The sequence below is a fragment of the Bifidobacterium mellis genome, from assembly GCF_000967265.1.
Classification (GTDB): domain Bacteria; phylum Actinomycetota; class Actinomycetes; order Actinomycetales; family Bifidobacteriaceae; genus Bombiscardovia; species Bombiscardovia mellis.
Genome location: NZ_KQ033885.1, coordinates 409,552 through 422,709 on the forward strand (window position 1 = coordinate 409,552; position 13,158 = coordinate 422,709).

At 64.5% G+C, this 13,158-nt stretch carries 10 protein-coding genes; 7 read left to right on the top strand and 3 right to left on the bottom strand.

Features of this window, described 5'->3' with window-relative positions:
- Positions 1-267 precede the first annotated feature (267 nt).
- From JF70_RS02060 to JF70_RS02070, 3 genes are all read left to right on the top strand, one after another.
- Positions 268-912, top strand: coding sequence for a hypothetical protein (locus JF70_RS02060; protein WP_156149562.1), 645 nt, complete (start codon positions 268-270; stop codon positions 910-912).
- Between the two features lie 239 nt (positions 913-1,151).
- Positions 1,152-2,063 carry a 4-hydroxy-tetrahydrodipicolinate synthase gene (dapA, locus tag JF70_RS02065; RefSeq protein WP_045935107.1) on the top strand — a complete coding sequence of 304 codons (912 nt, stop codon included), beginning with the start codon at positions 1,152-1,154 and terminating at the stop codon, positions 2,061-2,063.
- Between the two features lie 62 nt (positions 2,064-2,125).
- Complete coding sequence (locus JF70_RS02070) at positions 2,126-3,979, top strand: ribonuclease J (RefSeq protein ID WP_045935108.1); 1,854 nt, start codon at positions 2,126-2,128, stop codon at positions 3,977-3,979.
- Positions 3,980-4,067: 88 nt separating this feature from the next.
- Here JF70_RS02070 and JF70_RS02075 read toward each other — a convergent pair whose 3' ends face one another.
- Positions 4,068-5,132 carry a 2,3-butanediol dehydrogenase gene (locus tag JF70_RS02075; protein WP_045935109.1) on the bottom strand — a complete coding sequence of 355 codons (1,065 nt, stop codon included), beginning with the start codon at positions 5,130-5,132 and terminating at the stop codon, positions 4,068-4,070.
- 116 nt (positions 5,133-5,248) lie between these two features.
- On the bottom strand, positions 5,249-6,007 hold the full coding sequence (locus tag JF70_RS02080) for a Tle-like phospholipase domain-containing protein (protein WP_045935110.1): 759 nt from the start codon (positions 6,005-6,007) through the stop codon (positions 5,249-5,251).
- A gap of 213 nt (positions 6,008-6,220) precedes the next feature.
- On the opposite strand from JF70_RS02080, the gene pepN reads away from it, so the two are divergent.
- The 3 genes from pepN to JF70_RS02095 all read left to right on the top strand — a co-directional run bounded on the left by pepN (position 6,221) and on the right by JF70_RS02095 (position 10,996).
- Positions 6,221-8,836 carry an aminopeptidase N gene (gene pepN / locus JF70_RS02085; RefSeq protein WP_045935111.1) on the top strand — a complete coding sequence of 872 codons (2,616 nt, stop codon included), beginning with the start codon at positions 6,221-6,223 and terminating at the stop codon, positions 8,834-8,836.
- Between the two features lie 99 nt (positions 8,837-8,935).
- The gene (gene glmM, locus JF70_RS02090; protein WP_029677825.1) at positions 8,936-10,312 is read left to right on the top strand and encodes a phosphoglucosamine mutase; all 1,377 of its coding nucleotides are present in this window, start codon (positions 8,936-8,938) and stop codon (positions 10,310-10,312) included.
- Between the two features lie 30 nt (positions 10,313-10,342).
- Positions 10,343-10,996, top strand: a complete 654-nt coding sequence (locus tag JF70_RS02095; protein ID WP_045935112.1) for a peptide deformylase — start codon at positions 10,343-10,345, stop codon at positions 10,994-10,996.
- A 14-nt stretch (positions 10,997-11,010) separates the two neighbouring features.
- Here JF70_RS02095 and JF70_RS02100 read toward each other — a convergent pair whose 3' ends face one another.
- Positions 11,011-11,694, bottom strand: coding sequence for an SOS response-associated peptidase (locus tag JF70_RS02100; protein ID WP_045936029.1), 684 nt, complete (start codon positions 11,692-11,694; stop codon positions 11,011-11,013).
- Positions 11,695-11,919: 225 nt separating this feature from the next.
- Between JF70_RS02100 and JF70_RS02105 the strand changes: the two genes are divergently transcribed.
- A complete protein-coding gene (locus tag JF70_RS02105; RefSeq protein ID WP_052323105.1) occupies positions 11,920-13,038 on the top strand; it encodes a zinc-binding dehydrogenase in 1,119 nt (372 codons plus the stop codon).
- Positions 13,039-13,158 lie beyond the last annotated feature (120 nt).

A 13,158-nucleotide genomic window follows, 5' to 3' on the forward strand; every position in this document is an offset into this window, starting at 1 on the left:
GGAAAGGACGAACCCCGACAATGCGAGATGGGAAGAGGCCTGCATGAACGACTCTGATATAAGAACGGAATCAACGCTCTGGCGGGTCGAGTGGCGGATTCGATGCTTTGAGCGGGAGGGTGGTGTGTGATGGCTGTTGGTGTTTCCGGTTCCTTGCGGCTTCCTGTGGGGAGGTCCTGGCTGCAGAGCGCGTCTTCGATCATGTCGCGTGTGGCGGGTTGCGCGCGTCATGCGCCTGCGGGGGAGCGTGCCTTTTCCCGTGCCGGCGTGGTGCGCAAGCTGGCGGTGTACGGGGCGGCCTTCCTGGCGGGGTTCGTGCCGGGCTGGGCCTTCCTGTACGACCAGGAGGAGCAGTGGGTGCGCGACCGTTGTGCGCAGTTCTGCCTGGCGGGCCTGTTCTCCATTTTTGCGATGGCGTGGTTTTTGAGCCGGTTCGAGAGCCGTGGGGGGCGTCCGGGGTTCTGGTGCCTGGCTTTGACGATGCCGCTGATGCCCTGCTGGGGGGTGGCGTTCGGCGCGATTACCGGCGAGCGTCCGGGGGTGATGCGTTGGGTGTTCGTGTCGGTGGCTGTGCTGGTGGTGGCCGGGGTGACCTGGCTGCGGTTCGTGTCGGATATGGTGCGTGGCCGTGTGGCGGCGTGGGCGGCTGCGGCTGCGTCGTGTGTGGTGCCGTCGTGGATGCTGTGCCTGCTGTCCGGGGGTTTCCCCCTGTCGTGTCTGCCTTGGTGCGTGGCGGTGGGCGCGACGGGCGCCTTGTGGTTTCTGCAGGACCTGTGGGCGATCGACTATTGCGCGGGCGACGACCGTGACGCCTCCTTCGAGTGGCTGGCGGCCTGGGCGCTGATCTTCGACCTGATGACTCTGGTGGCCGCCCTGGCACGCGGCGGCACCGCCGTGCAGGACCAACAATGAGCTTGCCCCGGGATGCTGCTCTCTGCTTATAGGCACGGATCGGACGCACATCGTGGGATGCGGCAGGGTGACCGGGCTGGCCCTGCCATCTGGCTTATGCTGCTGGGGACCGTCTCTTTCCCCTCTTGTTGATTTGGGCAGGGTTCATGGAGGTTCGGCGCACGTTACTTGTCCAAGACTGACAGCGGGGGGGGGTGTCGCGAAGGTGATGAGTCCCCGTCTGCAAGTAGCGTTGAAGTATGTCTGAGCTTCAAACCCATCTATTGGATAAGGCCCCGTTCGGGCGGGTCGTGCCGGCCATGGTCACCCCCATGAACCATGACGGGTCCGTGGATTTTGAGGCCGCTGGCAAACTGGCCCGCAGGCTTGTGGCTGATGGGGCGGATGGGTTGCTGGTCAACGGCACCACCGGTGAATCTCCGGCCACCCACATGGAAGAGAAAGTCGATTTGGTACGAGCCGTCAAGGATGCCGTCGATGTGCCCGTCATCTCTGGAGCAGGCTCCAATGATACGGCGCACACGGTACGCATGGCCGAGATGACCCAGGAAGCCGGGGCGGATGCCCTGTTGGTGGTCATGCCGTACTATTCGCGGCCCTCCCAGGATGGGGTTGTAGCGCATTTCAGGTCCGTCTGCCGGTCTGCGGATCGTCCTATCGTGCTCTACGATGTACCTGGCCGCACTGGGTTGCACGTGACTGTGGATACCTACCGTCGTCTTGCCGAATTGCCGCATGTGGAGGCCGTCAAGGATGCTACGGGTGACTTGGCTTCCGTGCCTCGCAAACGTCGGGAGACCGGCCTGACCTGGTACTCGGGTGATGACGGGCTTTTTCTGCCTTTCCTGGCCCTGGGTGCGGTCGGTGTCATTTCGGTGATTGCCCATGTGGCGTCCGGACCCATGAGGCGCCTGGCCGACGACTTCGATGCTGGCGACCTGGACGGCGCAAGGGATCTGGCCTTGCGTCTGGACCCGCTGGTCCAGGCTCTGAACGGCCAAGGGCAGCAGGCGGTCATGGCCAAGGCCGCTTTGAAAGTGGCCGGCGTCTTGGACAGCACGACGATGAGGCTCCCTAATCTTGGGCCTGGCAAGGACCAGCTGATCCAAGCCGAGAAAGGCATGAAGGCCGCAGGGCTGATGCGTTCCTGACAAGCAACCAAGCGTCGTCCCTGTATCAGGCAGGGGCACAGATGATAGAAACACAAGTGAGAATGGCAAGAAAACAAGAAGAATCAAACACGACCGGCAAGAGCAGAAATCGTCGGTCCTCCTCCAAGAACGGCAAGCAGGGGTCTGGCAGGTCCCGGGGTGAATCCCGCAGCCGCCGCAACGGCGCCATTGCCCGCGGCAAGGGCACCCAGACCGAGCAGCGTCTGGTGGCGCCCCCCAAGTACCGTAAGGGCTCCATGCGTATCGTCCCGCTTGGTGGCTTGGGGGAGATTGGCCGGAACATGAATGTGATCGAGTACAACGGCCACATTCTGCTGATTGACTGCGGTGTGCTCTTCCCGGAGGAGGAGCAGCCGGGCGTGGACCTGATTCTGCCCGACTTCAGTTACATCAAGGACAAGCTGGATCAGGTGGATGCCCTGGTGCTGACCCATGGGCATGAGGATCATATCGGCGGCGTGCCCTATCTGCTCAAGCTGCGTCCTGATATCCCCTTGATTGGCTCCAAGCTGACCCTGGGGTTCGTGGATGCCAAGTGTGAGGAGCATCATCTCAAGCCCACCGAGGTTGAGGTCAAGGGCCGCGACAAGCTCAAAGTGGGCCCCTTCAGCCTGGAGTTCGTGGCGGTCACCCATTCCATTCCTGACGCCCTGGCTGTCTCGGTGCGCACCCCTGCGGGTCACATCATCGACACCGGCGACATGAAGATCGACCCCTTGCCTTTGGACCATCGTCTAACCGACCTGCGGGAGTTCGCCAAGCTGGGTGAGTCCGGTGTGGACCTGCTCATGGTCGATTCCACAAACGCCGAGGTCCCTGGCTTCGTCAAGCCCGAGATCTCCATCGCCCCCGCCTTGGACAAGGCCTTCGCCGAGGCTCAGCGCAAGATCATCGTGGCCTCCTTCTCCAGCCACGTCCACCGGGTGCAGCAGGTTGTCGATGCCGCCCACAAGTTCGGCCGCAAGGTGGTCTTCGCCGGCCGGTCCATGGTCCGCAACATGTCCATCGCCTCCGACCTGGGCTATCTGCACCTGCCCGAGGACACCGTGGTCGACCTCAAGGATGCCCACAGCATTCCCGACGAGAAGATCGTCTACATGTGCACCGGATCCCAGGGCGAGCCCATGGCGGCTCTGGGCCGCATCGCCGACGGGACCCACCGTGACATCACCATCAACGAGTTCGACACGGTCATCCTGGCCAGCTCACTGATCCCCGGCAACGAGCATGAGGTCTACAAGGTCATCAACAAGCTGGTGCGTCTGGGCGCCAAGGTGGTCAATCGAGACAACGCGGCCATCCACGTCTCCGGCCACTCCGATGAGGGTGAGCTGCTGCATTTCTATAACATCGTGCAGCCCAAGTGCGCCATGCCCATCCACGGCGAGAACCGGCATCTGGTGGCCAACGGCCTGATTGCCGTCAAGACCGGAGTGGATCCGCAGAATGTGGTCCTGGCCGAGGACGGCGACGTGGTTGATCTCTACCACGGCCAGGCCGCCGTGGTCGGATCCGTGCCTTGCGGATACGTCTATGTGGACGGCGACTCGGTGGGTCAGCTGACCGACGACGAGCTGGAGCAGCGCCGGATTCTGGGCACCGAGGGCTTCGTCTCCGCCTTCGCCGTGGTCGACACCGAGACCAGCAAGGTCGTCTCCGGCCCCAAGCTCTACCTGAACGCCGTGGCCGAGGACGAGAGCGAGTTCAAGTCCATCAACTCCCAGATAGTCGATCAGCTTGAGGATGCCATGTCCAAGGGGACCACCGGCACCTACCAGCTCCAGCAGATGATGCGCCGCACCCTGGGCGGCTGGATCTCCCGCAAGCTGCACCGCCGGCCCATGATCGTGCCCGTGGTGGCCGACATCGCCACCGACGTGCAGCCGCAGGACTGATCGCCGCTGCCTGCATACTGAATACCGAAGGCTCCGGTCGCCCAGAAGGATGGCCGGAGCCTTCAGTGTTATCAGCAGAAGGGAGCGTTTACATGCTCACGATGATCTTGACGTGGTTTTCCGCGTCCTCACGCAGCGGACGGAAGCCCTTGTCCACGATGTCCTCGACCTTGATCCGGTCGGTGATGAAGGTGGACAGGTCGATGTTCCGGTCATGAATGAGCTTGATGGCGTCGGCATGATCGTTGGCGTATCCCATGGATCCTGACATCAGCTTCTCGCCGAAGCCCATCTCCATGGTCAGGTTCAAGTTGACGGGCTTGACGTGGATGGCCACGACGACCAGGCTGCCCTGTGCCTTGAGTGCCGACAGAAGCTGGTGGACCACTGGTTCCGCGCCGGCCGCGTCGAAGGCCACATCGGCGCCACGGCCATCGGTCTCGGTCCTGACCCGCTCCAGCAGATCCTCCTTGCTGGGGTCGATGACCAGGTCAGCGGCACCGGACTGCAGGGCCTTGTCCTTGCGGGCATGGGAGAGCTCGGACATGATGACCTTGAGCCCCTTGGCCTTGAGCACGGTTCCCAGCAGCAGGCCGACAGGTCCTGCTCCGCCGACAAGGGCGGTCTGCCCGGGTTCGGTATGGATCAGACGCACGGCGTGGTAGGCCACTGAGAAGGGTTCGATCAGGGCTGCCTGATCCAGGGGCAGGTCGCCCACGGGGAAGACGCGCTCGGCGGCCACCACCATGTGCTCGCTCATGCCACCGCCCCAGCCGTTGATGCCGATGAAGCCCAGCTTGGGGCAGTCATTGTAGTTGCCGGCCTTGCAGGCGGGGCATTCTCCGCAGGCCATCTCGGCCTCGACCACCACGGAGTCGCCCACCTTCATATCGGTGTGCACGTCATCGGCGATGGCCTCGATGGTTCCGGAGATCTCATGGCCGAAGACCACCGGCAGGGTCTCCCCGGAAAGAGGGTGCGGGGTGTCTTTGGAGTTGCCGCCGTTTTGCTCGCCGTCAAAGTAGAGGTGAAGGTCGGAACCGCAGATGCCCGTGAAGGCGGGGTGGATCTTGATGGTCCCCGGTTTGAGCTCAGGCTCGGGTACGTCCTCCAGACGTACATCTTCCTTGCCGTAGTACATCAATGCTTTCATATCGTATATCCTCTCTGATATGCGTGTAGGCCCTGCACGGACGAAGTTGAATAACCCAACATGACATCCCTGCGGGCGGGTGACGCTCCCTCATTGGAGACCGCCCAGTTTCTATACTACCGTGGATATGCGGTCACCGTAAGGGGAGTTTCGACCAGGACCTCGCCGCCCTGGTCGAAGTCGAAGTCGCCCAGCCAGTGTCCGAACCTGCTGGGTCCCTTGCCGCACCAGACCACACAGGCGCTGCGGTCGGCCTGTCCGCTCAGCAGTCGATTGGCGGTCCCGGTCACCCGGTCGTTGCCCAGACGATAGTCCAGGAATTTTCCGTCCCCGTGGTGACGGGCCACCCGCTGACGCTGCTCCTGGTCCAGCACCCGCCAGGGGTCGGCGGCGCAGAAGACCCGGGCGGGCAGGTCCTGCTCCGCCGCCTGGATCAGGGCCAGGCCTCCGCCCAGACTATGCCCGGTAAAGAGCACCCCACGGTCGGTTCCCGCCCTGCGCCGGGCCAGGTCAAGTGCCTGCTCGGCCAGGATGCCTGCCTGCTGTGTCTGTCCCGGCTCCCCGTTCAGCGGCGGCAGGAAGCAGGTCAGCGCGGCGTGGATGTCGTGGCGGGGGTCATCGCGCAGGTTGGTGCCTGCGTAGACCACGACCAAATGGGCATAGTCCGGGCCGCCCTCCAGGTCCGGGGCAGCGATCATCCCCTCGAAGCCGTTTTCTGGGCAGTAGCGGGACCGCAGTACCCAGTAGCTTCCCAGGGCCGGATCCTCGAACAGGTGTAGGCCCGGCCGGGTCTTGACATCCCCCCGACCGATCCCGTAGGAGTATTGGCAGAGCATGTTGAGCTGCTGAGTGGTGAACCCGGTCCGGACCTGCATGACGCTCCCTTTCTGCCAGACTCGTGAGGCATGGACCATGAACAACCGCCTTAAGGCCCGACTATTCCCGTCCGGACTGCGCCGTCAGAAAAGAGGGGAATCGTCGCGCTGGCCCGTCGGCTGGTGCCCGCATTAGACTTGACATGCCATATCCATACAGGACCTATGCCGATGCCGGTGGGGGCACCGGCATCCATGCGCGAAAGGAAATTCATGCCCGGAGCCAATCTGACTCGTGTGGAAGCCGAAGAGCGAGCCGTCGTCGTATCCAATGTCAGCTACAAGGTCAATCTGGACCTGACCAAGGGGCCTGCCACCTTCCCCTCCACAGCCCTGATCGACTTTGATGCCAGGCCGGGGGAGTCCACCTTTGTGGATCTGATCGCCGACCAGGTCAGCCTGATCGAGCTCAACGGCCGGCGTCTGGACCCGGCTCTGGCCTTCCGGGAGGACCGGATTGAGCTCAACGACCTGCGCGGGCACAACCAGCTGCGGGTGGAGGCCCTCTGCCGCTACTCGCGCACAGGCGAGGGACTGCATCGCAGCGTGGACCCCTCGGACGGCAACGTCTACCTCTACTCCCAGTTCGAGGTGCCCGACGCCCGCCGGGTCTATGCCGTCTTCGACCAGCCCGACATCAAGGCCGTCTTCGACTTCACCGTGGACGCACCGGCATCCTGGACGGTCCTGTCCAACATGCCTCCCGCCTCCCATCAGGACCTGGACAGCCGCACCGCCGAGGGAACCCTGGAGGGCGGCCGCACCGAGGGCGTGACCCGCTGGATCTTCCAGACCACCCCTGTCATGAGCTCCTACCTGACCGCCTTCGCCGCCGGCCCCTACGCCCAATGGACCAGCGAGTATCGGAACGAGGACGGACGGACCATCCCCATGGGCCTGTACTGCCGGCAGGCGCTGAAGGACTCCCTGGACGGGGATGCCGAATACCTCTTCGATGTGACCAAGAAGGGCTTCGCCTTCTACGCCAAGACCTGGGACCTGCCCTTCCCCTGGGCCAAGTACGACCAGATCTTCGTGCCCGAATACAATGCTGGCGCCATGGAGAACATCGGCCTGGTCACCTTCCGCGACTCCTATGTCTTCGAGTCCAAGGCCACCGGGGCCCAGATCAACCGCCGTGTGGAGACCGTCCTGCATGAGCTGGCCCACATGTGGTTCGGCGACCTGGTGACCATGAAATGGTGGAACGACCTGTGGCTGAACGAGTCCTTCGCCGAGTTCATGTCGACCCTGGCCACCGCCGAGGCCACCGAGTGGACCGACGACTGGGCCACCTTCTGCTCCGGCGAGAAGAGCTGGGCCCTGACCGAGGATCAGTTGCCTACCACCCACCCGGTGGTGGCCCCCATCCGTGACCTGCACGATACCGAGGTCAACTTCGATGGCATCACCTACGCCAAGGGCGGCTCTGTGCTGAAGCAGTTGGTCGCCTACGTGGGCCGTGAGCGCTTCTTCCAGGGCATCCACAACTATCTGACGGCCCATGCCCACGGCAACGCCACCCTGAAGGATCTGCTGACCGAGCTGGAGAAGACCAGCGGCCGCGACCTGGGCAACTGGTCCCGGCTCTGGCTTGAGGAGGCCGGCATCACCACGCTGACCAGCCTGGTGCAGACCGACGAGCAGGGGACCATCACCGCCATGCGGATCGACCAGACCGCCCCCGAGGAGCATCCGGTCCTGCGCCCGCACCGCCTGGCTGTGGGCTTCTACGACGAGGACGAGTCCGGCAAGGTGGTGCGCACAGACCGGTTCGAGCTGGATCTGGAGGGCCAGGGAGCCGAAGTGCCCCAGGTCGTTGGCAAGAAGCGTCCGGCCCTGATCCTGATCAACGATGACGACCTGACCTACGCCAAGCTGCGTCTGGACCAGGACTCCCTGGAGTATGCCACGCAGAATCTCTACCGGATTGAGGACCGTCTGGCCCGGGCTGTGGTCTGGCTCAGCCTTTGGGACATGACCCGGGATGCGCAGTTCCCTGCCGAGCGCTTCATCAGCCTGAGTCTGAAGGCCCTGGCCACCGAGCATCAGTCCACCACCTTCCGCTACGCCCTGTCTCAGATCTCCACGGCAGCCCACCACTTCACCGCCTCCCGTCGCCGCCAGCCCATGCTGCAGCTGGTGGCCGGCACGCTCTGGGATCTGGCCATGAAGGCCCAGCCCGGTTCGGACGAGCAGTTCCAGCTGGTCCGCGCCTACCTGGGCTACGGGGACGACGCCGACTTCGAGGATCACGCCCGTGGTCTGCTGAGCGGCGACCTGAAGCTGGAGGGGCTGACCATCGACAACAACACCCGCTGGCTGATCATCCACGCCCTGTCCGCCCACGACCTGCTGGCTGACGGCGAGATCGACCGGGAGCTGGCCGCGAAAGACACCACGGAGAACCGCGAGTTCGCCATGGGAGCCCGGGCAGCCCGTCCGACGGATCAGGCCAAGGCCTGGGCCTGGGATCAGGCCCTGCACAACGAGGATCTGACCAACTCGCAGATCGAGGCCCTGGCCGACGGCTTCTCCGGTTCCGGGGACCAGGAGCTCTTCGCGCCCTATGTGGATCGCTTCTTTGCGGCCGTGGACGAGGTCTGGACCCAGAAGACCTTCCACATTGCGGAGACCCTGCTCAACCCCCTGTCGGCAGGCGGGCTCTACCCGACCAAGGCCGACCCGGCCGCCCTGGTCAAGGCGGGCGATGCCTGGCTGGCCGACTACGCCGAGGCCCCCAAGGCCCTGCGCGGGATGATCATCCAGAACACGGAGTCCTCCAGGCGCATCCTCAAGGTCCGCGAATACAACGAGCGGCTGCGCTGAGTATTCCGCCCGACCCTGGCCCGGGTGGCGACGGGTCAGGGTCGGGGCCATAATGAATCTGTTGCCTGCATGCAGGATGGTACGTTCGGAGGAGAGCAAATGCCCAGATTATTCGGTACCGATGGTGTACGCGGTTTGGCCAATAGAGACCTGACTGCACAGCTGGCCCTGGATCTGGGCGATGCGGCAGTCCGTGTCCTGGGCCGTGGCGCGGATCGGTCCGCGGGCCGCCGACGGGCCCTGATCGGCCGCGATACCCGGGTCTCCGGGGACTTTCTGGCCTCGGCCCTGGCCGCCGGCATGTCATCGGGCGGCTTCGACGTGATCGACGTGGGCATCATTCCCACTCCGGGCATCGCCTACCTGACCAGCGTGCTCAACGTGGAGATGGGGGCGGTCATCTCCGCTTCCCACAACCCCATGCCCGACAACGGCATCAAGTTCTTCGCCCGGGGTGGTTTCAAGCTCCAGGATTCCAAGGAGGACGACATCGAAGCGGTCCTGGGCCAGGACTGGGAGCGCCCGGTGGGCGAGGGCGTGGGCCGTGTCTCCCATGACACGGTGACCGCCACCAACATGTACATCGACCATCTGGTGGAGGCCGTGGCCCCTGTCGCCCCCGACAAGACCCAGCCCAAGCCCCTGGACGGTCTGCGGATCGTGGCCGACTGCGCCAACGGAGCCACCTCGGTGGTGGCCCCCGAGGCCCTGCGCCGGGCCGGAGCGGACGTGGTGGTCATCAACGCCTCGCCCGACGGTTACAACATCAACAAGCACGCCGGCTCCACCCATCCCGAGCAGCTGCAGGCCATGGTCAAGGCCTCGGATGCGGTCATGGGCGTGGCCTTCGACGGGGATGCCGACCGCTGTCTGGCCGTGGACGAAGAGGGAAACATGGTCAACGGCGATCAGATCATGGGCATCCTGGCCCGCGCCAAGCAGCGCGAGGGCAAGCTGGCCAACGATACCCTGGTGGTCACCGTCATGAGCAACCTGGGACTCAAACTGGCCCTGAAGCAGATGGGCATCGTCACCGTCCAGACGGCTGTGGGCGACCGCTACGTCCTGGAGGAGATGCTGCGCGGGGGCTACACCCTGGGCGGCGAGCAGTCCGGGCACGTCATCAACCGGGAGTTCGCCACCACCGGCGACGGGACCCTGACGGCCCTGACCCTGGCCAAGGAGGTCGTGCGCTCGGGCAAGAGCCTCAAGGAACTGGCCGCCGACTTCCCCCAGCTGCCGCAGCAACTGATCAACGTCTCAGGCGTGGACAAGAACGCGGCCCGCACCAACGCCAAGGTCCAGGATGCGGTCGAGGCGGAGGAGCGGATGCTGGGCAACACCGGCCGGGTCCTGCTGCGGCCCTCGGGCACCGAGCCCCTGGTCAGGGTCATGGTCGAGGCGGCCACCCAGGAGCAGGCCGACCAGGTCTGCCAACGGCTGGCCTCGGTCGTGGCCGACGAGCTGGCCATCTGAACCGACGACCCAGGAAAGGCGGAATCATCCATGTTCGGCAGAAAGGCGGCCTTCGACGCCGATCTCGACCACCGGGTGGAATCCATGCTGGCCGAGGCCGGCAAAGAGGAGCTCCTGCCCATCGTGCAGATGGGCGAGCCCGTCCTGCGCCAGCAGGCCCGGCCCTACAAGGGTCAGCTGGCAGCCAAGACTCTGAACAGGCTGCTCAAGGCCATGCGGGCCACCATGCTTGAGGCCCCTGGCGTGGGACTGGCGGCACCCCAGGTGGGCCTGGGCCTGGCCATCGCCGTCATCGAGGACCATGTCCGCGACGATGAGGACGATCCGCGCCAGATCGACGAGTTGCCCTTCAGGGTCATCATCAACCCCTCATATGAGCCAATCGGGCAGGCGACCGCGGCCTTCTATGAGGGATGCCTGTCCCTGGACGGATTCCAGGCGGTCCGGCGGCGCTGGCTGGACATCACGGCCAGCTGGGAGGACCGTTCCGGGCGCAAGCACCGCCAGCACATGCACGGCTGGCCGGCCCGCATCTTCCAGCATGAGACCGACCATCTGTCGGGTGAGGTCTACATCGACAAGGCCGAGATTCGCAGCCTGTCCTCCGACGACAACCTGAGCGAGTACTGGGCCTACGACCCGGTCCCCACCGAGGCGGCGCGGGAGCTGGGCTTCACCATCTGAATCCCAGGAGCCCTCTAAATTCTCTTGACCCTCTGGTCCAGGGCCATAGCCTCGGTCAGCTCCGGACCGTCCCCCTTCAGGGGCGCCACCGGGTGCATGGTCAGTTCTTCAGAAGCATGACGGCCAGGCTCCACAGCCTGGGGCAGGATCGTACTGCCCTCTATGCCTGGGTCCAGCCAGGGGTCCACGTTCTCATCAGTGATCAGCAGGGGCATCCGGTCGTGCACCCGGGCGGCCCCTGGCGTGGCCTGCGTCGTCAGGATGGTGGCCGTCAGCAGCCAGGGTTGACCAGGCCCGGCACGCCACCAGGAGTAGAGGCCGGCGATGTTCAGGGTGTGGCCGTCGGGGGCCTGGAAGTAGTAGGGCTGGTGATCAGGTGTCCACTCGTAGTAGCCGCTGGCCGGAATGATGGCCCTCTGACTCCTGGCCGAGTCCGCGTAGGTCCGCTTGGTCAGGGCGCTCTCCACCCGGGCGTTGTGGGTGGGGTAGGCCATCCGATCGCTTTCGGACCAGGAGGGGACCAGGTTCCAGCGGGCCGGATGCAGGTGCCGCTGCCCGTGTCGGTCCTGGGCCACCAGGGCGATGACCGACCCAGGGCTGATGTTCCATGAGGGTTCGGGCAGTCCGGGAGCCTGCCGGGCACTGTAGTGTTGGGCCAGGCTGGAGTAGTCCAGGTCGGCCGCGAATCGTCCACACATGAAGCCCATTCTATGGATGCCTGCAGTCCCCGTCGAGGAAACGCCGGAGGCCTCTTCCCGGGCCGGTCTAAATGCCTATTGACCCCTCTTTCCTGCTAGCATGAAAGTGGTCTGCGGCAGCGGTGCATACATTGAGGATGGCCGTGGCCACAGCAAAATATTCAACGTTGTTTTTGCCCTGCCCGGCATGAGGCCGGTGGCGGCATTGTGATTAGGAGATGGTTTATGCCTCAGAAGATCAAGGCGTCGATTGCCTACGGCATCGGCAAGGGCTTTGCCCAGCCCGAGGAGATCATCATTGACGACCCCATTGGCGCGGAGGTCCTGGTGGACGTGCAGGCCTCGGGTCTGTGCCATTCGGATCTGCACCTGGTCGAGGATGACGACAAGTTCTTCCCCTTCCCGGCTGTGATCGGCCATGAGATCTCGGGCATCGTCGAGGCCGTGGGCCCCGAGGTGTCCGGCATCAAGGTGGGCGACCACGTGGTGGCCTCCCTGGAGCAGGTCTGCGGGCATTGCGCCAACTGCCTCAAGGGCCAGCCCCAGTCCTGCACCCAGCAGCAGGAGTGCGTGCGCGGCGCGGGCGAGAAGCCCCGTCTGTCCTTCCCGGACGGCCGGCCCATCACCCAGGCCTTCGGCACCGGCGGCTTCGCCGAGAAGGCCCTGATTCACGAGAACCAGCTGGCCGTGGTCAACAACCAGGTCAAGTGGGATGAGGCCGCCTGCATCGGCTGCGCCACTATCACCGGAGCCGGAGCGGCCATCAACACCGCCCATGTGCGTCCCGGCGACACCGTGGCCGTCATCGGCACCGGCGGCATCGGCCTGAACATCATCTCGGGAGCCCGGATCTGCGGCGCCAAGCGGATCATCGCCATCGACCTGCTGGACAACAAGCTGGAGTTCGCCCGCAAGTTCGGCGCCACCGATGTCATCAACTCCAAGAACGAGGACCCTGTGGCCAAGGTGCGCGAGCTGACTGACGGCGGCGTGGACCAGGCCTTCGAGGCCATCGGTCTGCCCGTCACCATGAAGCAGGCCTGGGACATGCTGGGCGTGGGCGGCACCGCCTACCCGATCGGCCTGACCAAGCCGGATGCCACGGTCTCCCTGGAGATCAACCCGGCCGACCTGCTGGTCCACCAGCGCGGCTTCAAGGGCGTGTGGATGGGCTCCACCAACATCAAGCACGACATTCCCATGTATGCCGACTTCGCTGTGGACGGCAGGCTGAACATGCATGACATCGTCAGCCAGCACATCAAGCTGAGCCAGATCGACGAGGCCTACAAGCAGCTGGTCAACGGCGAGGTCATCCGTTCAGTCATCACCGAATTCGACTGATGACTTCCCACTGTTCGGCATGACTGTTGAAGGTTATGCCGGACAGGGATTCCGACGGGGGTTCTGATTACAGGGGGCTCCGGGTGCGCAAGGCATCCGGAGCCCCCTCGTTTTCCTGCT

Excerpts from the sequence above, each read along its gene's own strand:
- dapA (WP_045935107.1), top strand. The coding sequence starts at position 1,152 with ATGTCTGAGCTTCAAACCCATCTATTGGATAAGGCCCCGTTCGGGCGG.
- JF70_RS02070 (WP_045935108.1), top strand. The coding sequence starts at position 2,126 with ATGGCAAGAAAACAAGAAGAATCAAACACGACCGGCAAGAGCAGAAAT.
- JF70_RS02075 (WP_045935109.1), bottom strand. The coding sequence starts at position 5,132 with ATGAAAGCATTGATGTACTACGGCAAGGAAGATGTACGTCTGGAGGAC.
- JF70_RS02080 (WP_045935110.1), bottom strand. The coding sequence starts at position 6,007 with ATGCAGGTCCGGACCGGGTTCACCACTCAGCAGCTCAACATGCTCTGC.
- pepN (WP_045935111.1), top strand. The coding sequence starts at position 6,221 with ATGCCCGGAGCCAATCTGACTCGTGTGGAAGCCGAAGAGCGAGCCGTC.
- glmM (WP_029677825.1), top strand. The coding sequence starts at position 8,936 with ATGCCCAGATTATTCGGTACCGATGGTGTACGCGGTTTGGCCAATAGA.
- JF70_RS02095 (WP_045935112.1), top strand. The coding sequence starts at position 10,343 with ATGTTCGGCAGAAAGGCGGCCTTCGACGCCGATCTCGACCACCGGGTG.
- JF70_RS02100 (WP_045936029.1), bottom strand. The coding sequence starts at position 11,694 with ATGTGTGGACGATTCGCGGCCGACCTGGACTACTCCAGCCTGGCCCAA.
- JF70_RS02105 (WP_052323105.1), top strand. The coding sequence starts at position 11,920 with ATGCCTCAGAAGATCAAGGCGTCGATTGCCTACGGCATCGGCAAGGGC.